Here is a 22,666-nt window from a genome sequence, read left to right as displayed (position 1 = left end):
GTTATAACTAATGAGTGGGCAGACATGTTCTGTCAATTTAGGGTGGTACCGCGAATTTACCTCGTCCCTTTTTGGGAGCGAGGTTTTTTTATTTTTAAAATTAGGAGGGTTCCAAATGGAAGCACGTTTAAAAGAGCTAAAGCAAAAAGCGTTAGAGCTTATTGAAGAAGCGAAAGAGCTAAAAGGCTTAAACGACGTACGCGTAGCGTATTTAGGAAAAAAAGGCCCAATTACAGAAGTATTACGCGGCATGGGAAAATTATCAGCAGAAGAGCGTCCACGTATGGGAGCACTAGTAAATGAAGTACGTGAAGCGATTCAAACGCGTCTAGACGACAAAATCAGCAACTTAGAAAAAGCAGTAATTGAAGCGAAATTAGCAACTGAAACAATTGATGTTACATTGCCAGGTCGTCCTGTTGAAACAGGTTGTCACCATCCGTTAACAGCTGTTGTTGAACAAATTGAAGATGTATTCATCGGTATGGGTTATGAAGTAGCGGAAGGAACAGAAGTAGAAAAAGACTACTACAACTTCGAAGCATTAAACTTACCGAAAGATCACCCAGCACGTGATATGCAAGATACATTCTACATTACAGAAGAAACGTTACTACGTACACATACATCTTCTGTGCAAGCACGTACGATGGAAAATAATAAAGAAAAAGGCCCAATTAAAATTATTTGTCCTGGTAAAGTGTATCGCCGTGATGACGATGATGCGACGCATTCACACCAGTTCATGCAAATTGAAGGTCTTGTAATTGATAAAAATATTCGTATGAGTGACTTAAAAGGTACACTGCAAGTATTCGTGAAAAAGATGTTCGGTGAAGATCGTGAAATCCGTCTTCGTCCAAGTTTCTTCCCATTCACAGAGCCATCTGTAGAGATGGATATTTCTTGTATGATGTGTCATGGCAAAGGTTGCGGCACTTGTAAAGGAACTGGTTGGATTGAAATTTTAGGCGCAGGTATGGTTCACCCGAACGTACTTGAAATGGCTGGTTATGATTCAAAAGAATATCAAGGTTTCGCATTCGGTATGGGCGCAGAGCGTATCGCAATGTTGAAATACGGCGTAGATGACATTCGTCATTTCTATACAAATGATGTACGTTTCTTACAACAATTCAAACGAGCGTAAGGGAAGGAGAGGATAAGTATGTTCGTATCATATCGTTGGTTACAAGAGTATGTAGATATTAAAGATGTAACGGCACAAGAACTAGCAGACAAAATCACGAAAAGTGGTATTGAAGTAGAAGGTGTTGAAGTATTAAATAAAGGTGTAAAAGGTGTTGTAGTTGGTCACGTATTAGAATGTGAAAAACACCCAGAAGCTGATAAGTTAAGCAAATGCTTAATCGATATTGGTGAAGAAGAGCCAGTTCAAATTATTTGTGGTGCTGCTAACATTGCAAAAGGTTTAAAAGTACCAGTTGCAAAAGTTGGCGCTGTACTTCCTGGTAATTTCAAAATCAAAAAAGCAAAACTACGTGGTGAAGCTTCTCACGGTATGGTTTGTGCTCTTCAAGAGCTTGGCATTGATGGAAAGTTAGTTTCAAAAGAATATGCAGATGGTATCTTCATCTTCCCAAGTGACGCTGAAGTTGGTGCAGATGCACTTGAAATTTTAAACTTACATGATGAAGTACTTGAGCTTGGTTTAACACCAAACCGTGCAGATTGCTTAAACATGTTAGGTGTTGCATATGAAGTAGCTGCTATTTACGGCCGTGAAGTAAAACTTCCAGCTATCGACTTACAAGAAACAGCAGAAAAAACTGCTGATTACATTTCTGTAAGTGTAGAAGCGAAAGAAGAAAATCCATTATACATTGCAAAAATGGTGAAGAACGTAAAAATTGGTCCATCACCAATGTGGATGCAAACTCGACTTATGGCAGCTGGCATTCGTCCAATTAGCAACGTAGTTGATATTACAAACTACATTCTAATGGAATACGGTCAACCGTTACATGCATTCGATTACGATAAATTAGGTTCAAAAGAAATCGTTGTTCGTCTTGCAAAAGAAGGCGAAAAAATTGAAACGTTAGATGATCAAGAACGTACATTACAAAGCCACCACCTTGTCATTACAAACGGCACAAAAGCTTTAGCTGTTGCTGGTGTAATGGGCGGAGCGGATTCTGAAGTTACAAATGAGACAGTAAACGTTTTAATTGAGTCTGCATACTTTGTAGGTCAAACAGTGCGTCGTACATCAAAAGACTTAGGTCTTCGTAGTGAATCAAGTGCACGTTTCGAAAAAGGAATCGACCCAACACGTACATTTGAAGCAATTCAACACGCAGCTGCTTTAATGGCGAAATACGCTGGCGGAGAAGCACTTGAAGGTGTAGTAGAAGCTGATAACTTACAAGTACAAGAGCGTACAGTATCTGTTACTGCTGAAAAAGTAAACCGTGTATTAGGTACGAATATTTCTGCAAGTGAAATGGGTACAATGTTTACAAACTTAAAATTCCCATTCACAGAAGTAGAAGGAACATTCCACGTGAATGTACCAGCACGTCGTCCTGATATTACAATTTCAGAAGACTTAGTAGAAGAAGTGGGCCGTCTATACGGTTATGACCACATTCCAGTTACATTACCTTCTGGAACAATGACTCGTGGTAAATTAACAGCAGCACAAACGAAACGTCGTAAAGTACGTCGCTTCTTAGAAGGTGCTGGTTTATATGAAGCAATCACGTATTCATTAACAAGCGCTGACAAAGCGAAACAATATATGGTGGAGCCAAACGAAAAAGCGCCTGTAGCTCTTGCACTTCCAATGAGTGAAGAACGCAGCCAACTTCGTTTAAGCTTAGTGCCACAATTGTTAGAAGCAGTTTCATACAATGTCGCTCGTAAAAACGATAGCGTTGCTTTATACGAAGTAGGTTCTATCTTCTTACCGACAGAAGAAGGAGAACTTCCGAAAGAAGAACAACATCTTGCGGGTGTTATGACAGGTCTTGCTCTTCACCATGCATGGCAAGGTGAGAAAAAAGTAGTAGACTTCTTCGTTGTGAAAGGTGTACTAGAAGGACTATTCGACGTACTTGGTGTTTCAAACCAAATCACATATGCACCAGCAAAACGTGAAGGTATGCACCCAGGTCGTACAGCTGACATCGTATTAGATGGCGAAGTAATTGGTTTCATCGGTCAATTGCACCCAGAAGCAGAAAAACAATTAGATGTGAAAAATACATTCGTATTCGAACTATCTCTTGTAAAAGTATTTGGTGCAGACGCAGAAGAAACTTACTACGCAGCAATTCCACGTTTCCCATCTATGACACGTGACATGGCTGTTGTCGTAACGAAAGAAACAAAAGCTGGCGAAATGAAGCAAGTTATTGCTGAAGCTGGTGGAGAACTTCTGAAAGACGTAACACTATTTGACTTATACGAAGGTGAAAAAATGGAAGAAGGCAAGAAATCACTTGCATTCTCTATGACTTACTTCGATGCAGAACGTACGTTAACAGACGAAGAAGTAACAGAAGCACATAACCGTGTATTAACAGCGGTAGAAGAGAAATTTGGTGCGGAGTTACGTAAGTAATTTTTAAATAAAAAGGTTGAGTACCCATTGAAGGGGACTCAACCTTTTTATTTTTTATTACATTGTATCTGTTTTTCGTTCTGTAAATACTTCGGTAGCAACCGTTAAAATGGTATTTAATGCTACAGGAAATCCGGCATATATAATCATCTGCATCATTACTTCAATGATTTCTTCTTCTGTCCATCCGACGTTTAAAGCTCCGTTTATATAAAATTTCAGTTGTTCAGCATTGCCTAAAGCTGTTAATCCAGCAACGGTCGCAAGTAATCGGGATTTCAAGTCGAGACCTGGTCTGGCAAAAATTTGACCGTAGTTAAACTCGACAGCTAATGTTCCTAAATCAGGTGCAACAGAATCTGCAAGGTTATTTACGATCTTTTGGTAATGTTCAGGAGCGATTTTTGCTAAAATTTTCATTCCTTTTTCATAATTCACACTAGGATTTTTCATTACATACATCTTCCTTTCTAGTATAGTGAGGCACCTTTATAAATGAGATTAGTGTAATACTTATCATGGAAATTCCAAGAATACATACTCCGGTCCACTGCCATTTGCTCCAGACGAGCAGTCCGAAGTAAGAGCCTATAGACCCACCGAGAAATGTTGCCACCATGTATATGCCGTTCAAACTACTTCGTTTCTCAGGATGTAATTGGAAAAGGTGTGCTTGACAAGCTACTTGATTTGCTTGAGTGCCAGCTGTAAGTAAAAGAGCCCCTACAATGAGTCCTGGTAACCAGTACCCTGAAAACAAAAATAGTAAAAAAGAAAAAAATGAAATAGACGTACATAAAGCGTTCGCAAATATGGCTCCTTTTTTATCTATAATGCGCCCGATAATAGGTGTTGCAAATGCTCCTACTATTCCTACTAAACCGATTAATCCAACAGTAGAGCTTCCGTAATGATAAGGATGTGTGGTTAATAAGAAAATAAGTGTAGTCCAAAAAACACTGAAAGCTCCAAATACCATCCCTTGACTTAAACAAGCCTTTCGTAACATTTTCTCTTGCAACAAGAGTGGAATGAAAGAAAAGAGAAGCTTTTTATATTGCATGTGATGAGTCTTATCTCCTTTAGGGAAATACATTTTCACTAATAATATAAGAATGAAAGTACTTATGAAAAAAATCCCATAAACAGTTCGCCATCCGAAGTGAATATCAATGAATCCACTAATTAATCGAGCTCCTAAAATGCCACAAACTAGACCGATAGATACATTTCCTAAAATTTGACCTCTATTTTGATCAGTGGCGTATTGAGAGACGAAAGGGATTACAATCTGGGGGATGATTGTAACAAATCCAAGAATAAAATTAGCTACAATTAGCCAAGTCATATCTGTTGAGAAAGCGGCTAAAGCTAAGTTAATACAAATGAGAGACAATAAAATTAAAATTAATTTTTTTCTCTCAAGTATATCCCCTAAAGGAACTATAAAGAGATTTCCTAATGCATATCCGACTTGGGTTACGGTAGCAACAATACCGATTCTAGTTTCTGAAACATGAAAAGTATGGGCTATGCTTACTAAAAGGGTTTGATTTATATATACGTTTGCTACTGTAAAACCACATATTACCGCCATAAATAAAACAAATCGCTGTGTTAGTTCAAAAGAATGTGTTTCTATATTTTTTATTATCATAAAATTCACCTCCTTTACTTATTAAGATAAAGGTAGGTTTATAATGAAAATAGGAGTGTATTTATACTGGTATAAAAACTACCACTAATAAAGGGGAATATTATATGTTAAGCGATGCAGATAGAAGGAAGGAACTAGCAGATTTTTTGAAAAGCCGCCGCGCTAGGTTGACTCCTGAGCAATTTAATTTACCAATTGGTCAGCGAAGAAAAACAAAAGGATTAAGACGAGAAGAAGTTGCACAATTAGCGGGAATTGGATTGACATGGTATACATGGTTAGAACAAGGGCGTGATATCCAAGTTTCTCAAGAAGTTATAGAGTCAATTTCTCGTGTATTTCGGTTGGAGGGAGAAGAAAGAAACCATTTGATTTTATTGGCAAATCTTTCACTACCTTCTCAAATAAGGAAGCCGATTGCTGGACATATAAATGGGGTTTTAGAGGGATTACTAGATCAATTACAATTTTGTCCTGCTTATGTAATTGATGAAAAACTTAACATTGTTCATTGGAATAAGGCTGCCAGCGTTGTATTTGGTGATTTTGGTGAAATGGATGAGAGAAATCGAAATGCGGTGTGGCGTTGTTTTACATCAAAAGAATACCGTAAACTATTTGAAAACTGGGAAAATCATGCACAGCGTTTAATTGCACAGTTCCGCGCTACATATACACAATTTATTGGGGACGAGTGGTTTAAAAATGTGATTGAGGAACTTACGGAAAGAAGTAGTGAATTTCGTATGTGGTGGTCAAATCATGAAGTGCAAGGAACACCTATTGGTCGGAAAGTACTTTTACATCCTGCCGTAGGAACGTTAGTTATGGATCATGTTACACTCCAGGTTTATGATGCACCTGAATTAAAGCTTACAATTTATCAGCCACGTACAGAGGAAGATACAGAAATGAAGATGAAAGAATTATTAAAAGTAAATTAGAATAATACGGTAGAGAATTAATCTCTCATGGAAATCGTTTAAATATATGTTGTTGAAAAAAGAAAAATACTGATATATTTTCCGACATCTTGCATCTTTCTCTCGAATGTAGTACATTAATTTTAGTTTAACAAAATGAAAGACGATGATAAGGAAAAGTAGTATATACTATAATCCAAAGCGAGTCAGGGACGGTGAGAGCCTGATGAGGCGGTATATGTGAAGAACACCTTGGAGTTGCTAACCGAAATTGAATCTTGTATTCAAGAGTAGACTTAGACGGGAATCCGGCCTGTTACAAACCGGGAAGTATGTATTACATACGAGTTAAAGTTGGTCTTTATGACAAATTGGGTGGTACCGCGAAGTTTAACCTTTCGTCCCTTTATGGATGAAAGGTTTTTTTGTATTTAAATATATCAGCAAAGGAGAATTTCACTATGGAAAACACATTAGTAAAAAGTCTGTATAGAGATACAGATAAATACGCAGGTCAAACAGTACAAGTATCAGGGTGGATTCGTAACTTACGTGATTCAAAAGCGTTTGGTTTCATCGAATTAAACGACGGTAGCTTCTTCAAAAGCGTTCAAATCGTTTTCGATACAGAATTAGATAACTTCAAAGAAATTGCAAAACTTCCACTTAGCTCTTCAGTTAAAGTAGAAGGTAAAGTAATTGCAACGCCTGGAGCGAAGCAACCATTTGAAATTAAAGCAGAAAAAATTGATATTGAGGGCTTATCAGATTCTGATTATCCACTTCAAAAGAAGCGTCACACGTTTGAATACTTACGTACAATTGCGCACTTACGTCCAAGAACAAACGCATTTTCTGCAACGTTCCGCGTACGTTCTATCGCAGCATTTGCAATTCACCAATTCTTCCAAGAGCGTGGATTCGTACATGTTCACACGCCAATCATCACTGGTAGTGATACAGAAGGTGCAGGCGAAATGTTCCGCGTAACAACGCAAGATTTAAACAACGTACCAAAAGGCGAAGACGGACAAGTTGATGAAACAAAAGACTTCTTCGGCAAAGAAACAAACTTAACAGTAAGTGGACAGCTGAACGCTGAAGCTTATGCATTAGCATTCCGTGATGTATACACATTCGGACCTACATTCCGTGCAGAAAACTCAAACACAACTCGCCACGCTGCTGAATTCTGGATGGTTGAGCCTGAGATTGCATTCGCTGAACTAGGTGACGTAATGAACCTTACAGAAGATATGCTGAAATATGCAATGAAATACGTATTAGAGCATGCACCAGAAGAAATGGAATTCTTCAACAGCTTCGTTGATAAAACAGTTCTAGAGCGTATGAACAACGTAATTAACTCTGACTTCGGTCGCATCACTTATACAGAAGCAATTAAAGTACTTCAAGAATCAGGTGCTGACTTCAAATACCCAGTAGAATGGGGTATTGACTTACAAACAGAGCACGAAAGATACTTATCAGAAGAAATCTTCAAACGCCCTGTATTCGTAACTGACTATCCGAAAGACATTAAAGCATTCTACATGCGCTTAAATGACGACGGTAAAACAGTAGCTGCTACTGACCTTCTAGTTCCTGGCATCGGCGAATTAATCGGTGGAAGTCAACGTGAAGAAAGAATGGATGTTTTAGTAGACAGAATTAAAGAATTAGGTATGAACGAAGAGGACTACTGGTGGTACTTAGAACTTAGAAAATACGGCGGTACAAAACACGCTGGATTCGGTCTAGGTTTCGAGCGCTTCCTAATGTACATCACTGGCATGGCGAACATCCGTGACGTAATTCCATTCCCAAGAACTCCAGGTTCTTCTGAATTCTAAAATATGAAAAAAGCGAGAGGATTTCCTCTCGCTTTTTATTTTGCATAGTTTATTCTCCCGTAGCAAAAATTAACGCGAAGGGGTGAATATAAATGAGTAAAAAAGTGAAAAAAGATCATTCAAGATCGGGCCTAGGTTCTCCAGAAGTAGAAGGACAAGGAACGACGACACATGAAACAGGTTCTCATAAAGTACCTTCATCTAATAAGAAGCAGAAACGAAGCTAACATAAAAAAGGAGAGTCTTGGCGGCTCTCCTTTTTTGTATGTATTACATCTTTTTATCATGAATCTCTTTTGTAATAGTATCTACATCTTTGTCTAAGCGATCTAAATAGAAAAACCACAGTAAGCTCATAAATACGTAATAGATAGCCATCACACCAAGATTATCAGATATATTTTCAAATGTAGATTTAGTAGTGAAAAAAGCTCCCCAAATGGTAGAAATAGTGAGGTAAGAAAGAGGACCTACGATGTGTACGAAAGCATATAGTACCTTTTTAACTTTTACAGCGTTCAGCTGAAAAACCTCCTTTTTCTAATCATACATTCAAGTTCCTCACAGAAGTGTTGGAGTTTTGCTGGATTATGTATTAACGAGCGAGCATCGTGTTTTCCGATAAATCTTCGAATCCGAAAGTTTAATAAGAAAGATCGGCCATAGCGCTCTATTAAATCGTTGAACGCTCGTTGTTCACTTAGTAGCTGAATGTTTTCCCTAATTTCAAACTGTCTTTCGTGTGGATTACCTAGTAAAATATTTAGAATCATTTGTATAAGAAGCAATGGGGATTTCCTCCTATGTTAGAATAATCTGTATATTATAATTATAACAAAACTATAAGGATAATAGTAGGGTGAAACAAAAAACAGGAGTTTGTAGGCTCCTGTTTTTGTCGATACTATTTTAGTAAGCGAAACGCCTTCTCTGTATTAGCAAAATGCAGTTTCACAAACTCAGGTAATCGTTCTTTACCAAGCTTTTGAATTAATTTAGCAGCGGCGATATCAACTTGTTTACCAGCACCTTTTGGAAGCGGCATACCAGCTTTTTTGCTTAGTTCGTTAAATTGTTTGACGAATGAGTAGCGAGCTAAAATAGAAGCAGCGGCTACTGCTAAATGGACGCTTTCACCTTTCGTAGCGAAATAAACATTTTCACGCTGTACCTGCTTTTGTTTTGCTAAATATTTGTAGTATGTATCAGGTTGTGTGAATTGGTCGATTAAGACGCCTTCAGGTTTTGTAGGTGCAATTTTAGTTAATAAGTTTGTAATAGCTTTATTATGTAGTAAAGCTTTTAACTTACCTTGGTTGTTTCCTTTATCAAATAGCTCGTTATATTTTTCATTATGAAGGACAAGAGAGCTATAAGGAACAACGTGTAGAAGTTGTTTCGCAATGGCAGTAATTTGATCGTCATTTAAGTTTTTAGAGTCTTTTACACCAAGTTCTTTTAGTAGTGGAATTTGCTTTGCATCCACATATACAGCAACTACTGTCATCGGTCCGAAGAAATCACCAGTACCAACCTCATCTGATCCTACGATAGACATTGTACCGATGGAAGCGGGCGGTGCATAACGGTGTGAATCGACAGATTTTTTTACAGCTGTTTTCGGCGCGTGAGAGACAGTTTGCCAACGAGAAGCTTCTGCTTCAGCACGTCCACCTTGGAACATTACTTTTCCAGATTTATACGCTGTAATTGTGCAAGATGGCACCTTTGCCATGAAGATTCCCCCTTGTGGAATTTTCGGGCTAAGCGAATGTTTATATTGTTGTTTCATGTCTTCAATTACTGTAGAATTTGTTTGAATTACGATAGAATTTGACATAAGAGTCACCCCTTTTTTTATATTGTTATTTTTATCATATCGGATTGTTCTTTCTGTTTCCATATTATGAAGGTTCATGGTATGATAAACTTTAGGATTCTGTACGTGATTGGAGGCCGGTGAGTTGTCACAACAAAAGGGAAAGAAAAGTCGAATTAATGTAGAAATCTATGGTCAGCAATATTCAGTTGTTGGCGATGAAAGTACAAGTCATATCCGCATGGTAGCAGCGATTGTGGATGATAAAATGCGCGAACTCAATGCCAAGAATCCTTCGCTTGACACGAGTAGACTAGCGGTATTGACGGCGGTAAACGTCATACACGATTACATAAAATTAAAAGAAGAACATGAGAAATTGAAAGAAAGTATGACAAAAAAAGGAATGGAATAACATGATTGATATTATTATCATTTTACTGCTTGTTATGGGATTTTTCCTCGGCTTACGCAGAGGGTTTATTCTGCAACTTGTAAAGTTAACAAGCTTTATTATCGCATACCTTGTTGCATACTGGTACTGTAAAGATTTAGCGCCAGCACTTGCGAAATTTATTCCGTATCCATTTGATAAAAACGTATCTGTTCCAGAATGGATTGATGCAAATAATATTGAGACAGTATTTTATCAAGCGCTTGCGTTTATCATATTGTTTATTATCACAAAAATTGCACTTTCATTACTTGGTAATTTGTTAAATATGTTTGCAGAAATACCGGTTTTAAAGCAAGTAAATGCGTTTGCGGGGGCGATCCTCGGATTTTTAGAAGTATATATTATTTTGTTTGTCTTAATTATCATTGGAAACATTCTTCCGATTGAACAATTACAAACACCATTACAACAATCATCAATTAGCAAAATAATTGTAGACGATACACCGATTCTATCTGAAAAGGTGAAGGAACTATGGCAGACAGGTAGCAGAGTATAACTTCTCTTTTTTCGGAAAGAGAAGTTTTTTTCTATGAAAGAAAGGCGGGACAATGATGAAAGTAAATAAAAAACAAGTGATTAAATTATTAGAGACAATCGGGCTTTTTATGGAACTAAAGGGCGCGAATCCATTTAAAATATCTGCATTTCGTAAAGCGGCAGCAGCATTAGAAAGTGACGATCGTAGTCTTTCTGAGATTGAAGATTTCACGAAGATTCCGGGCATTGGAAAAGGAACAGCGGCAGTTATTCAAGAATATATAGAATCGGGAACATCTGAAGTATTACAAGAGCTTGAACAAGAAGTGCCAAGTAGTTTATTACCGTTATTAAAATTGCCAGGCCTTGGTGGTAAAAAGGTAGCTAAGTTATATAAAGAACTTGGTGTTGTTGATATGGAATCGCTAAAAGCGGTTTGTGAGGAAAATAAAGTACAAGCTTTAGCAGGTTTCGGTAAGAAGACAGAAGAGAAAATATTAGAAGCAATCGATCAAGTAGGATCTCGTCCGGAGCGTTTACCAATCGCGATGGTATTGCCTATTGCCGGGGAAATAGAGGAGAAATTGTCGAATATTGCTGAAGTAATTCGCTTCTCGCGTGCTGGTAGTTTGCGCCGCGTTCGTGAAACAGTGAAGGATTTAGACTTCATTATTGCAACGACAGAGCCAGCTGCAGTACGTGAGCATTTACTACAATTTGATAATATGATTGAAGTAATCGCGAGCGGAGATACGAAAGTTTCTGTCCGTCTTCAATATGAATATGATATTTCGATTGATTTCCGTCTAGTAAAACCAGAAGAGTTTATTACAACTCTTCACCATTTCACAGGATCAAAAGACCATAACGTAAAAATGCGTCAAATCGCAAAAGATAAAGGCGAGAAAATTAGTGAGTACGGTGTAGAGAACTTGGAAACAGGTGAAGTGAAAACATTTGAGACGGAAGAAGAATTCTTTGCTCATTTCGGTCTTCCATTTATTCCGCCAGAAGTGCGTGAAGATGGAAAAGAAATTGAATTAATTAAAGAGTATCCAAACTTAATTCAATTCTCTGATATACAAGGTGATTTACATATGCATACAACATGGAGTGACGGCGCTTTTTCAATTGAAGAGATGGTACAAGCGTGCCGTGCTCGTGGATATAAGTTTATGGCAATTACTGATCACTCACAATATTTGAAAGTAGCGAACGGTTTAACGAAAGAGCGCCTTCGTGAGCAAGCGAAAGAAATTGAGCGTATGAACGAAAAGTATCCAGACATTACAATTTTACGCGGAATTGAAATGGATATTTTACCAGATGCCTCGCTTGATTTTGATGATGAAGTATTAGCAGAATTAGATTATGTAATTGGAGCAATTCACTCTAGCTTCTCACAAGACCGTGAAACAATCATGAAACGTCTTCGTGCTGCGCTAGAGAATAAGCATGTCACAATGATTGCTCATCCGACAGGACGTCTTCTTGGACGCCGTGAAGGTTATGATGTAGATACAGACTTATTAATCGAACTCGCAAAAGAAACAAATACAGTTTTAGAATTAAATGCGAATCCAAACCGTCTAGATTTAAGCGCGAAATTATTAAAACAAGCACAAGATGCTGGTGTAAAAGTAGCGATTAATACGGATGCTCATACACTTGAAATGTTAGAAGATATGGAAACAGGTGTAGCGGCAGCGCGTAAAGGTTGGATTCAAAAAGATAACGTGATTAACACGTGGGATATTGAACGTTTATTAGACTATATTAAACGTAATAAGTAACACAAGGGGGACCTGCAACATGTTAGAAAGAACGTTGCGTGTATTAGAATACAATAAAGTAAAAGAACAATTACTTGAACATACAGCATCTTCACTTGGTCGTGACAAAGTGAAGCATTTAGTGCCAAGCACTGATTTTGAAGAAATTGTAGAAATGCAAGATACAACGGATGAAGCAGCGAAAGTCATTCGTTTAAAAGGTAGTGCACCATTAGGTGGCATTACGGATATTCGCTCAAATGTGAAGCGCGCAAAGATTGGAAGTATGTTAAGTCCAAATGAACTACTTGATATTGCCAATACGATGTATGGTAGTCGCAACATGAAACGTTTCATTGAAGATATGGTTGATAATGGCGTCGAGCTTCCCATTTTAGAAACTCATGTCGCTCAAATTGTATCTTTATATGATTTAGAAAAGAAAATCACAAATTGTATCGGTGATGGCGGTGAAGTAGTCGATAGCGCAAGTGATAAACTGCGTGGTATTCGTACTCAAATTCGTACTGCGGAAAGCCGTATTCGTGAAAAGTTAGAAAATATGACGCGTTCTTCAAACGCGCAAAAGATGCTGTCTGACTCAATTGTAACGATTCGTAACGAACGTTACGTAATCCCAGTGAAACAAGAATATCGCGGCGTATATGGCGGTATTGTCCACGATCAATCAGCTTCTGGGCAAACGTTATTTATTGAACCTCAAGTCATTGTAGAATTAAATAACTCGCTTCAAGAAGCACGTGTGAAAGAAAAACAAGAAATCGAACGCATCTTATTGATGTTAACAGAAGAAGTGGCAGTAGAAGCGGATATCGTTTTATCAAACGTAGAGGTAGTTGCAAATCTTGATTTCATCTTTGCGAAAGCTTTCTATGCGAAGCGTATTAAAGCAACGAAACCAATCGTAAACAACGAGCGTTACATGGATTTAAGACAAGCACGTCATCCGCTTATCGATCCAGAAATTATCGTGCCAAATAACATTATGTTAGGGAAAGATTTCACGACAATTGTTATTACAGGACCGAATACAGGTGGTAAAACAGTTACGCTGAAAACAGTTGGTATTTGTGTATTAATGGCGCAATCTGGCCTTCACATTCCAGTAATGGATGAGTCAGAGATTTGTGTATTCAAAAATATCTTTGCTGATATCGGTGATGAGCAATCGATTGAACAAAGTTTAAGTACGTTCTCCTCACATATGGTGAACATTGTTGATATTTTAGAAAAAGCTGATTTTGAAAGCTTAGTTTTATTCGATGAATTAGGTGCCGGAACAGACCCGCAAGAAGGGGCTGCACTAGCAATTTCGATTTTAGATGAAGTATGTAATCGTGGCGCTCGCGTTGTTGCAACGACGCATTACCCAGAATTAAAAGCATACGGATATAACCGTGAGCAAGTTATTAATGCGAGCGTTGAGTTTGATGTGAACACGTTAAGCCCAACGTATAAATTATTAATTGGTGTACCAGGACGTAGTAATGCCTTCGAAATTTCGAAACGTCTTGGGTTATCTGATCGCGTGATTGAACAAGCGCGAAACCACATTAGTACAGATACAAACAAAATTGAAAATATGATTGCGAAGTTAGAAGAAAGTCAAAAGAACGCAGAGCGTGACTGGAACGAAGCAGAAGCACTTCGCAAGCAATCTGAAAAATTGCATCGCGAATTACAACGTCAAATCATTGAATTTAACGAAGATCGTGATGAACGATTGTTAAAAGCGCAAAAAGAAGGAGAAGAAAAGGTCGAAGCTGCAAAGAAAGAAGCAGAAGGCATTATTCAAGAACTTCGTCAATTGCGTAAAGCACAGCTTGCAAACGTGAAAGATCACGAGCTTATTGAAGCGAAGAGCCGTCTAGAAGGCGCAGCACCAGAGCTTGTGAAGAAACAAAAAGTAAACGTGAAAAATACTGCGCCGAAACAACAGTTACGCGCAGGTGATGAAGTAAAAGTATTAACGTTCGGGCAAAAAGGTCAATTACTTGAAAAAGTAAGCGATACAGAGTGGAGTGTACAAATCGGTATTCTGAAGATGAAAGTAAAAGAATCTAACATGGAATACATTAACACACCGAAACAAACAGAGAAAAAAGCAGTGGCAACAGTAAAAGGTAGAGATTATCACGTTTCATTAGAACTTGACCTTCGTGGTGAACGATTTGAAAATGCAATGGCGCGCGTTGAGAAATACTTAGACGATGCCCAGCTTGCAAGCTATCCTCGCGTATCAATCATTCACGGTAAAGGAACAGGAGCACTTCGTCAAGGTGTTCAAGATTACTTGAAGAAGCATCGCGGTGTGAAAACATTCCGTTACGGTGACATGGGCGAGGGAGGCCTAGGCGTAACAGTTGTCGAATTAAAATAGAAAACAACGAAACAAAGGGGAAACCATTATATGTTTATGGACAAACTTGCAAAAGTATTGTTAGCTTGTTGCGGAATATTTTTGGTGATTGGGGTTATTTATTTAGTTGTTTTTGCGAAGTAAACGAGCGTCAATCGTGGCATAATGATATTGCCATAGATTGACGCTTTTAATATATGTGAAAAGGGAATAAAACATGAAAATCAACCAATACATAAACGAAGCAAAATCCTGCTCAAGACGCGAAACAGATCGCCTTATTAAAGCTGGACGCGTGGCGATTAACGGTGAAATATGTACGCACGGTGCACTCGTGGGCGATGGTGATGTTGTAACGATTGATGGGCAGGTTATTGCAAAAGAAGAGAGAGAAAAGGTGTATATCGTCTTTCATAAGCCAGTTGGTATTACTTGTACAGCAGCTGATCATATTGAGGATAATATTATTGATTATATTAATTACCCTGAGCGTATCTTTCCTGTTGGACGATTAGATAAAGCGTCAGAAGGCCTTATTTTATTAACGAATGACGGTGCGATTGCAAATCAAATCTTACACGGTGATCATGAGCATGAGAAAGAATATGTTGTCACAGTCGATAAACCTTTTACAGATTGGTTTATTGATGAAATGTCCAGCGGTGTAAAGATTAAAGATGGAATGACGAAGCCGTGCAAAGTGACAAGAGTCGATCAATCAACATTTCGTATCGTTTTAACGCAAGGAATGAACAGGCAAATTCGTAGAATGAGCCGAGCTTTCGGGTTTACTGTAACAAAGTTAAAGAGAGAACGCATTATGAATATAGAGCTAGACGATCTTGAAGTGGGAAAGTGGCGAAACATTACAGATGGGGAATTAGAAATATTAATAGGGCAGCTATAGGGAGGAAAAATTTTCTCCCTATATTTTTTTGTCAGAAAAAATAAAACTATTGATTTTTTAAAAAATAGCCCATATAATAAAAAACAACAAGTTTCGACAAGATATTTTATAAAAGTAATGATGAGGACATGAGTTGTTTTTTACGATTCTCAGAGAGGGAGGCCTTAGGCTGTGAGCTTCCTAATACGAAAAGACAGACTTACCACCTCTAAACTTCAAGAGTGAACTGCATGATGCATTGTAATTCTTGGCGGATAAAACCGTTATCAATTTACACGAGCTATAAAATGAGCTTATTTTGTTATAAATTCATTTTATTAGAATAAGGGTGGAACCACGATTTCAACACTCGTCCCTTTGTTAGGGACGGGTGTTTTTTGCGTTCTTTTACGGGGAAGTATGCTTGGAAGAGGATATGTGACGGATTTTAATTCAGAATATTTTGTTAATTTATAATTATTTAGGAGGTTAGTAGAAATGAAACCATCTTTAAAGTTTTCTGAGATGCTTGCAATAAGTTTAATGTTATTTGCACTATTTTTCGGTGCGGGTAATATGATTTTTCCACCAGCATTAGGACAAGGCGCTGGAACAGATGTATGGATCGCGCTGTTTGGTTTTGTCGTAACAGGCGTTGGATTGCCTTTATTAGGAGTTATCGTTATAGCTTTAAAGGGAGATATTAATGAGCTAGCAGGGCGTGTACACCCTATATTCGCACTAGTTTTTATTACTGCAATTTATTTATGTTTAGGCGTATTCGTAAGTGTGCCGCGTACAGGAACTGTTGCTTATGAAATGAGTGTTGCACCATTTTTACCAAGTGAGATAGCTGGTCAATCGTATCCACTTGTTATCTTTACATTTATTTTCTTTGCTGTAACTTTCTATTTAGCTTTAAACCCCTCAAAATTAGTGGGTCGCATCGGTAAAGTATTAACTCCAATTTTATTAGCTGTTATTGCAATTATTGTAGTGAAAGCACTTATTACACCAATGGGTGAATTTGGTGCACCAACAGAAGCATATAGTGCTCCGCTTTTTAAAGGTTTTATTGACGGATATTTAACTTTAGATGGACTTGCAGCACTTGTATTCGGAAACGTTGTAATTCATGCGTTAAAAGAAAAAGGCATTACAAATAAAAATAGCATTGCAAAAGTAACAATTTTTGCAGGATTTATTGCGGCACTTGGTTTACTATTAGTTTACTTGGCGCTTGCTTATCTTGGAGCTTCTAGCGTCTCTCTTGGAATGGGAGCAAACGGAGGAATTATTTTAACAAACGTTGTAAATCATTTATTCGGTAGTTACGGAACTTTATTATTAGGGATTGCAATTACAGCGGCATGTTTAACAACTTCTGTAGGTATTGTTGCAGCTTGCGGAGAATATTTCTCTTCTTTATTACCAAAACTTTCTTATCAAAAGGTTGTTTTCATTTTCTGCGTATTAGCATTTATGGTAGCGAATCTTGGGTTAACGCAGTTAAATGCATTAGCATTACCGATTTTAATTGCAATTTATCCAATTGGAATCGTACTTATTGTATTATCACTTGTTGAAAACTATATTCGACTTCCTTTAGTCATGTATGTAGGTGGTATTGTAGGAGCATTCATGATTAGTTTCTTTGATGGGTTACACAATGCAAATCTTGAGATTGCAGCATTAACACCAATTTTAAATAAAATTCCATTATATAGTGTAGGGATTGGTTGGTTCGTTCCTGCTTTAGTAGGGATTGTAGTTGGATATGTAATTTCTTTGTTTCAAAAAGAAGAAGTTGCTGTAGAAAAATAGAGAAAAGAGGCTTTCTATGAAAGAAAGCCTCTTTTTTTGTAGGAAAAGCCGTATATAGAGAAATTTAGATATTTAAAATTTTATACGTAATATAGTTGACAAAAAAATTATGAGTAGGCTAAGATTGACTTAGTTGTGGAAATATTGGAAGGAAAGCGAGGAGTGAAAGGGATAAGGTTTTCTATAACGATATCATTTTTGTAGATAGAGGTGATAGAGTAGGAGAATGGGGAGTTTTATTTTTTTTGAGTTTTATTGAGAATGATAATCAACAGGATAAATAGGAACTTATGTTAAAATGTGAATCGCTCTTTATAAGGAATAGGGAGGGATATTATTTTTAACATGTATTGAGAATGATAATCAATGATATCTACATTACATAAATAAATTACAAGTAAATAATGGTAGAGGATTATTATTTTTTTTCTTATAAATTGAGAATAATTATCATTTTCAAAAAGTATGGATGATGGATAAACAAGGAGGAAGTAAGCCAAATGAGAAAGATTTCTGTATTACCCGCTTTTATTATAACGTTCGTATGCATGCTAGCTTTTCTTGTCATGCCATATGGGAAAGTTTCAGCACAACTAGCTGACGGTACTTATGATATTAACTATGTCATTCAAAAAGCGGAAAATGATTCAGCTTCAATGGCAAATGACTATTTTGAAAAACCAGCTAAGCTAGTTGTGAAAAATGGTGAGATGAGAGTGCAAATCCCGATGAATCATAGTGCTTGGATTACAGAATTTAAAGCACCTGAGAACGGGAATTTTGTTGATGCAAAAGTTGTTAGTAAAGATGAATCGGCAGATAAAAGAACAGTAGAGTTTAAGGTAGATGACTTATCTAAGCCGGCAGCTGTAAAAATTCATGTTGTTGTACCAAACGTAAATTATGACCATAACTACACGATTCGCTTTGCATTTGATGCAAATGTAAAAGCAGTAGGTGGAGAAAATAAAGCAACTGCTGTAATAAAGAATAACAATCAAACAAAAACAGATACAAAAGTAAAAGAAGAGGTGAAAAAAGAAGAGAGTAAAGAAGCAAATAAAGAGGCGAACAAAGGAACAAATGAAAGTGGTAAAACTGAAAAACCAGCTAACCCAAAAACAGGTGATGAAGCACGCATCGGATTATTTGCAGCGTTAATCCTTATTTCAGGAGTTTTCTTAATTCGTAAAGTACGTCAAAACTAAATAAAGGAGCGGTATTCCATTGAATAGATATTTTAAAATTGTTGTTGCGATGTTCTTAATGATATTTACATTCGTATCAACATTACAACCTCTTGCAGTTCAAGCAGCAAGCCAACTAGCTGACGGTGAATATTCAATCGGTTTCAAAGTTCTTAAGGATACATCAGATGAAGAATCTATGATGAATCAATACTCTGTAAGTCCAGGAACTTTAAAAGTGAAGGATGGGAAGAAGAAGGTATCCTTTACGTTAGAACATAGTTCATGGATTACGAAGTTTGAAACAGAAAAAGCAGGTCAGCTTGTTGAGACAAATGTAATTAGTGAAGATAAAACAAAAGATACAAGAGTAGTAGAATTTGATGTGGAAGATGTAGAGAAGGTATTAAAAGCAAAAGTAAAAGTAGACATAGACTTTTTAAATTATCATCATGACTATGATGTGCGTATTGCATTTGATCAAAATAGTATTACACCGATTCACGTGGAACAACCAAATGAAAAAGAGGACCCAGCTAATAAGCCAGATCCAAATGAAAAACCTGATCCAAGTCAGAAGCCCGACCAAAAGCCTGACCCAGATCAACAACCAAATTCTAACACAATTGCAGATGGAGAGTACAGTATTCCATTTAAAGTGTTAAAAGATAAGACAGATGAAGAATCTAGAATGAATACTTACATGGTAAATCCAGGAGTATTAAAAGTAAAAGATGGTAAGAAAAAAGCGGTTGTAAAGCTAACAGACAACGCATCAATTAAAAATTTCCAAACGGAAAAAGATGGTTCATTTGTTGATGCAAAAATAGTAAGTGAAGATAAAGAGAAAAATACAAGAGTAGTAGAATTCGAAGTAGACAATTTATCTAAAAAGTTAAATGCAAAAATATTTATTGAAGTGGCATCAAGAAATTATAAACAAACGCATGAGGTACAGCTTTTATTTGAACAAGATAAACTTGAACAAATTAAAAATGAAGAGAAACAACCGGAAGTAGAAAAACCAGAAGTAGAAAAACCAGATGAAAATAAAAAACCAGATGCTGAAACAATTAAAGACGGTGAATACAGCATCAATTTCAAAGCTTTAAAAGATCAAACAGAAGAAATTTCAATGATGAACACGTATACAAAGAGTCCAGGTGTGTTAAAGGTAAAAAACGGTAAAAAATATGTATCGTTTACATTAACGAATAGTGCATGGATTACAAAGTTTGAATTTGAGAAAAATGGTGCGTTTATTGATGCAAGTGTATTAAGTGAAGATAAAAAAGCTGATACACGCGTAGTGGAAGTAGAAGTAAACGACTTATCTAAAAAGTTAAATGCAAAAGTGAAAGTAGATATCGATTCAATGAATTATCACCATTTCTACAATATTCAATTTGCATTTGATAAAGATAGCATGAAACCGTTAGACAACCAAGGCGGAAACGACAACCAAGGCGGAAACGACAACCAAGGCGAAAACGACAACCAAGGCGGAAACGACAACCAAGGCGGAAACAACAACCAAGGCGGAAACGACAACCAAGGCGAAAACGACAACCAAGGCGGAAACGACAGCCAAGGCGGAAACAATAACCAAGGTGGAAACGGCAACCAAGGCGGAAACGACAACCAAGGTGGAACCGACAACCAAGGTGGAAACAACAACCATGACGATAACAAAACAATTGATCCCAATGCTCTTAAAGACGGTGAATACAGTATCGGTTTTAAAGTGTTAAAGGATAAGACTGAAGAAATTTCAATGATGAACACATATACAAAAAATCCAGGTGTGTTAAAAGTGAAAGATGGGAAGAAGTATGTATCCTTTTCATTAACAAATAGCTCATGGATTACGAAGTTTGAGTTTGAAAAGAATGGTGCGTTCGTCGATGCGAAAGTATTAGGTACAAATAAAGAGCAAGATACAAGAGTAGTAGAAGTGGAAGTAGCTGATTTATCGAAAAAGTTAAATGCAAAAGTGAAAGTGGATATTGATTCAATGAATTATCACCATTTCTATGATATTCAATTTGCATTTGATAAAGGAAGTATTAAATCTTTAGGTAACCAGGGTGGAAATGACAATCAAGATGGAAGTAACAACCAAGATGGAACGAATAATCAAAGTGGAAGTAACAACCAAGATGGAACGAATAATCAAGGTGGAAGCAATAACCAAGATGGAACGAATAATCTAAATGAAAATCCAACAGTTGATCCGAAAAATTTAAAGGATGGTCAGTACGATATTGCTTTTAAAGTGTTAAAAGATAAGACTGAAGAAATTTCAATGATGAATCAATATGTTGTAAGTCCAGCAAGGTTAACGGTGAAAGATGGTAAGAAGTATATTGCAATGACACTAAAAAATAGTGAATGGATTACGAAATTCCAAACAGAAAAGAATGGTGAATTTGCAGATGCAAAAGTAGTAAGTAAAGATAAGGCCGCAAATACAAGAGTCGTAGAATTTGAAGCTAATGATTTATTTGCAAAATTAAATGCAAAGGTAAAAGTAGATATCGATTCAATGAACTACCATCACTTCTACGACGTACAAATTCAATTTGATACGACGAAGATTGGTGCTGTAGGAACGGTAAAAGAAGAGCCGAAGAATGAACCGAAAAATCCGGTAATTACGCCGAAAGTAGATAATGTAAAAACAATTGCTACGCCTGATTTTAACCGAAATGCAGATGGTAAGAAGAAAAATGAAGCTACAAATAATGATGCGAAAAAAGAAAAAAACTCAAAAACGGCAGATACAGCACAACTAGGTTTATACATGGTGCTACTGCTTGGGTCACTTGCTTTACTAGTTCGTAAATATAGAGCAGGTAGATTGTAATTTTTGGAGTCTTGATGCATGTTCGCGTGCATCAAGACTTGTTTCATATTGTTTGGAAAGGAGTGGTGATTGAGAGTGAAGAAAATTGCAAGTGTACTAATGGCTATCATTTTATTAGTGAGTATAGCTGGGTGCTCATCACCTAAAAAAGAAACAGCGAAGCAGGTAAAGAGTGAAAGTAAAGAGCGAATTGTTGCAACGACAGTTGCTGTTACTGAAATTATGGATGCGTTAGAAGTAGATTTAGTTGGTGTGCCAACAAGTTCTAAAACTTTACCGAAGCGATATAAAGGTTTACCTGAAATTGGGAATCCAATGAGTCCAGATATGGAAAAGGTAAAATCATTAAAGCCGTCAGAAGTGTTATCTGTGACAACACTTGAATATGAATTAAAACCGGTTTTTGATGGTGTGGGCATGAAAGCAAACTTTTTAGATTTAACAAGCCTGAAAAATATGCAAAATTCCATTAGCGATTTAGGTAAGAAATATGGACGCGAAAAGCAGGCTGAAGAAGTTGTAACTAAGTTAGATAAAAAAGTCGCTAGCATTCAAAAAGAAGTAAAAGGAAAGAAAGGACCGACAGTACTTATTTTATTAGGTGTGCCTGGAAGTTATTTAGTAGCAACAGAGCATTCTTATATTGGAGATTTAGTGAAACAACTAGGTGGTAAAAATATTGTGCAAGGTGAAAAAGTAGAATATTTAGCTTCTAATACAGAGTATTTAAAGAAAGATGATCCAGATATTATTTTACGAGCAGCTCATGGTATGCCTGATGAAGTTGTAAAAATGTTTGATAAAGAATTTAAAACGAATGACATTTGGAAGCATTTTGCAGCAGTTAAAAATAATCGTGTTTACGATTTAGAAGAGCGTTTATTTGGAACGACAGGAAATTTAGCAGCAATTGAAGCGTTAGATGAATTGAAAAAAATGATGTATCCGTGATGCATTTTAATATAAAGGAAGA

19 protein-coding genes and 3 other annotated features (1 of these 22 only partly in view) are annotated in these 22,666 nt (G+C 36.9%); of the genes, 14 read left to right on the top strand and 5 right to left on the bottom strand.

Going from position 1 to position 22,666, the window contains the following annotated elements:
- Window positions 1–72 (top strand) — a binding site (T-box leader) (it extends 157 nt beyond the left edge of the window).
- Between the two features lie 43 nt (window positions 73–115).
- Window positions 116–1,150 carry a phenylalanine--tRNA ligase subunit alpha gene (gene pheS / locus EKQ63_RS24305; protein WP_000388219.1) on the top strand — a complete coding sequence of 345 codons (1,035 nt, stop codon included), beginning with the start codon at window positions 116–118 and terminating at the stop codon, window positions 1,148–1,150.
- 18 nt (window positions 1,151–1,168) lie between these two features.
- Complete coding sequence (pheT, locus tag EKQ63_RS24300) at window positions 1,169–3,589, top strand: phenylalanine--tRNA ligase subunit beta (protein ID WP_143881585.1); 2,421 nt, start codon at window positions 1,169–1,171, stop codon at window positions 3,587–3,589.
- A 57-nt stretch (window positions 3,590–3,646) separates the two neighbouring features.
- Here the strand turns inward: pheT and EKQ63_RS24295 are convergent, their stop codons facing one another.
- Window positions 3,647–4,042, bottom strand: coding sequence for a carboxymuconolactone decarboxylase family protein (locus EKQ63_RS24295; RefSeq protein ID WP_087996679.1), 396 nt, complete (start codon window positions 4,040–4,042; stop codon window positions 3,647–3,649).
- Complete coding sequence (locus EKQ63_RS24290; RefSeq protein ID WP_087954142.1) at window positions 4,029–5,246, bottom strand: MFS transporter; 1,218 nt, start codon at window positions 5,244–5,246, stop codon at window positions 4,029–4,031. The genes EKQ63_RS24295 and EKQ63_RS24290 overlap by 14 nt, the downstream gene beginning before the upstream one ends.
- A gap of 104 nt (window positions 5,247–5,350) precedes the next feature.
- Between EKQ63_RS24290 and EKQ63_RS24285 the strand changes: the two genes are divergently transcribed.
- From EKQ63_RS24285 to EKQ63_RS24275, 3 genes are all read left to right on the top strand, one after another.
- Window positions 5,351–6,190 (top strand): helix-turn-helix transcriptional regulator, encoded by an 840-nt coding sequence (locus tag EKQ63_RS24285; protein ID WP_087954143.1) that lies wholly within the window; start codon window positions 5,351–5,353, stop codon window positions 6,188–6,190.
- Window positions 6,191–6,326: 136 nt separating this feature from the next.
- Window positions 6,327–6,578 (top strand) — a binding site (T-box leader).
- A gap of 52 nt (window positions 6,579–6,630) precedes the next feature.
- Window positions 6,631–8,022 carry an asparagine--tRNA ligase gene (gene asnS, locus EKQ63_RS24280; RefSeq protein ID WP_000432165.1) on the top strand — a complete coding sequence of 464 codons (1,392 nt, stop codon included), beginning with the start codon at window positions 6,631–6,633 and terminating at the stop codon, window positions 8,020–8,022.
- 92 nt (window positions 8,023–8,114) lie between these two features.
- Window positions 8,115–8,249 (top strand): YuzL family protein, encoded by a 135-nt coding sequence (locus EKQ63_RS24275; RefSeq protein WP_000039588.1) that lies wholly within the window; start codon window positions 8,115–8,117, stop codon window positions 8,247–8,249.
- Window positions 8,250–8,292: 43 nt separating this feature from the next.
- Here EKQ63_RS24275 and EKQ63_RS24270 read toward each other — a convergent pair whose 3' ends face one another.
- From EKQ63_RS24270 to rnhC, 3 genes are all read right to left on the bottom strand, one after another.
- Window positions 8,293–8,544 (bottom strand): hypothetical protein, encoded by a 252-nt coding sequence (locus tag EKQ63_RS24270; RefSeq protein ID WP_000994757.1) that lies wholly within the window; start codon window positions 8,542–8,544, stop codon window positions 8,293–8,295.
- Window positions 8,541–8,810 carry a hypothetical protein gene (locus EKQ63_RS24265; RefSeq protein ID WP_087954144.1) on the bottom strand — a complete coding sequence of 90 codons (270 nt, stop codon included), beginning with the start codon at window positions 8,808–8,810 and terminating at the stop codon, window positions 8,541–8,543. The genes EKQ63_RS24270 and EKQ63_RS24265 overlap by 4 nt, the downstream gene beginning before the upstream one ends.
- A gap of 116 nt (window positions 8,811–8,926) precedes the next feature.
- On the bottom strand, window positions 8,927–9,862 hold the full coding sequence (gene rnhC / locus EKQ63_RS24260) for a ribonuclease HIII (protein WP_087954145.1): 936 nt from the start codon (window positions 9,860–9,862) through the stop codon (window positions 8,927–8,929).
- 124 nt (window positions 9,863–9,986) lie between these two features.
- On the opposite strand from rnhC, the gene zapA reads away from it, so the two are divergent.
- The 9 genes from zapA to isdE all read left to right on the top strand — a co-directional run bounded on the left by zapA (window position 9,987) and on the right by isdE (window position 22,644).
- Window positions 9,987–10,256: a cell division protein ZapA gene (zapA, locus tag EKQ63_RS24255; RefSeq protein ID WP_000082701.1), complete on the top strand. Its 270-nt coding sequence runs from the start codon at window positions 9,987–9,989 to the stop codon at window positions 10,254–10,256.
- 1 nt (window position 10,257) lies between these two features.
- Window positions 10,258–10,797 carry a CvpA family protein gene (locus tag EKQ63_RS24250; RefSeq protein ID WP_000565408.1) on the top strand — a complete coding sequence of 180 codons (540 nt, stop codon included), beginning with the start codon at window positions 10,258–10,260 and terminating at the stop codon, window positions 10,795–10,797.
- A 55-nt stretch (window positions 10,798–10,852) separates the two neighbouring features.
- Window positions 10,853–12,571 carry a DNA polymerase/3'-5' exonuclease PolX gene (gene polX / locus EKQ63_RS24245; RefSeq protein ID WP_000867555.1) on the top strand — a complete coding sequence of 573 codons (1,719 nt, stop codon included), beginning with the start codon at window positions 10,853–10,855 and terminating at the stop codon, window positions 12,569–12,571.
- 19 nt (window positions 12,572–12,590) lie between these two features.
- Window positions 12,591–14,951, top strand: a complete 2,361-nt coding sequence (locus EKQ63_RS24240; protein WP_087954146.1) for an endonuclease MutS2 — start codon at window positions 12,591–12,593, stop codon at window positions 14,949–14,951.
- Window positions 14,952–15,147: 196 nt separating this feature from the next.
- Window positions 15,148–15,837: a 23S rRNA pseudouridine(2604) synthase RluF gene (locus EKQ63_RS24235; RefSeq protein WP_143881584.1), complete on the top strand. Its 690-nt coding sequence runs from the start codon at window positions 15,148–15,150 to the stop codon at window positions 15,835–15,837.
- 108 nt (window positions 15,838–15,945) lie between these two features.
- Window positions 15,946–16,197: a binding site (T-box leader), on the top strand.
- Window positions 16,198–16,314: 117 nt separating this feature from the next.
- The gene (gene brnQ6, locus EKQ63_RS24230; protein WP_087954148.1) at window positions 16,315–17,640 is read left to right on the top strand and encodes a branched-chain amino acid transport system II carrier protein BrnQ6; all 1,326 of its coding nucleotides are present in this window, start codon (window positions 16,315–16,317) and stop codon (window positions 17,638–17,640) included.
- 500 nt (window positions 17,641–18,140) lie between these two features.
- Complete coding sequence (gene isdC, locus EKQ63_RS24225; RefSeq protein ID WP_143881583.1) at window positions 18,141–18,848, top strand: heme uptake protein IsdC; 708 nt, start codon at window positions 18,141–18,143, stop codon at window positions 18,846–18,848.
- A gap of 49 nt (window positions 18,849–18,897) precedes the next feature.
- The gene (locus EKQ63_RS24220) at window positions 18,898–21,693 is read left to right on the top strand and encodes an NEAT domain-containing protein (RefSeq protein ID WP_143881784.1); all 2,796 of its coding nucleotides are present in this window, start codon (window positions 18,898–18,900) and stop codon (window positions 21,691–21,693) included.
- Between the two features lie 69 nt (window positions 21,694–21,762).
- On the top strand, window positions 21,763–22,644 hold the full coding sequence (isdE, locus tag EKQ63_RS24215) for a heme ABC transporter substrate-binding protein IsdE (RefSeq protein ID WP_143881582.1): 882 nt from the start codon (window positions 21,763–21,765) through the stop codon (window positions 22,642–22,644).
- Window positions 22,645–22,666: the final 22 nt, after the last annotated feature.

Source organism: Bacillus sp. BD59S (assembly GCF_007363175.1).
GTDB lineage: Bacteria > Bacillota > Bacilli > Bacillales > Bacillaceae_G > Bacillus_A > Bacillus_A pacificus.
This window is presented reverse-complemented; position numbering and strand designations above follow the sequence as displayed.

Bases quoted from the DNA above. Each gene is read 5' to 3' on its own strand.
- pheS (WP_000388219.1), top strand. From the start codon at position 116: ATGGAAGCACGTTTAAAAGAGCTAAAGCAAAAAGCGTTAGAGCTTATT.
- pheT (WP_143881585.1), top strand. From the start codon at position 1,169: ATGTTCGTATCATATCGTTGGTTACAAGAGTATGTAGATATTAAAGAT.
- EKQ63_RS24295 (WP_087996679.1), bottom strand. From the start codon at position 4,042: ATGAAAAATCCTAGTGTGAATTATGAAAAAGGAATGAAAATTTTAGCA.
- EKQ63_RS24290 (WP_087954142.1), bottom strand. From the start codon at position 5,246: ATGATAATAAAAAATATAGAAACACATTCTTTTGAACTAACACAGCGA.
- EKQ63_RS24285 (WP_087954143.1), top strand. From the start codon at position 5,351: ATGTTAAGCGATGCAGATAGAAGGAAGGAACTAGCAGATTTTTTGAAA.
- asnS (WP_000432165.1), top strand. From the start codon at position 6,631: ATGGAAAACACATTAGTAAAAAGTCTGTATAGAGATACAGATAAATAC.
- EKQ63_RS24275 (WP_000039588.1), top strand. From the start codon at position 8,115: ATGAGTAAAAAAGTGAAAAAAGATCATTCAAGATCGGGCCTAGGTTCT.
- rnhC (WP_087954145.1), bottom strand. From the start codon at position 9,862: ATGTCAAATTCTATCGTAATTCAAACAAATTCTACAGTAATTGAAGAC.
- EKQ63_RS24250 (WP_000565408.1), top strand. From the start codon at position 10,258: ATGATTGATATTATTATCATTTTACTGCTTGTTATGGGATTTTTCCTC.
- polX (WP_000867555.1), top strand. From the start codon at position 10,853: ATGAAAGTAAATAAAAAACAAGTGATTAAATTATTAGAGACAATCGGG.
- EKQ63_RS24240 (WP_087954146.1), top strand. From the start codon at position 12,591: ATGTTAGAAAGAACGTTGCGTGTATTAGAATACAATAAAGTAAAAGAA.
- EKQ63_RS24235 (WP_143881584.1), top strand. From the start codon at position 15,148: ATGAAAATCAACCAATACATAAACGAAGCAAAATCCTGCTCAAGACGC.
- brnQ6 (WP_087954148.1), top strand. From the start codon at position 16,315: ATGAAACCATCTTTAAAGTTTTCTGAGATGCTTGCAATAAGTTTAATG.
- isdC (WP_143881583.1), top strand. From the start codon at position 18,141: ATGAGAAAGATTTCTGTATTACCCGCTTTTATTATAACGTTCGTATGC.
- EKQ63_RS24220 (WP_143881784.1), top strand. From the start codon at position 18,898: ATGTTCTTAATGATATTTACATTCGTATCAACATTACAACCTCTTGCA.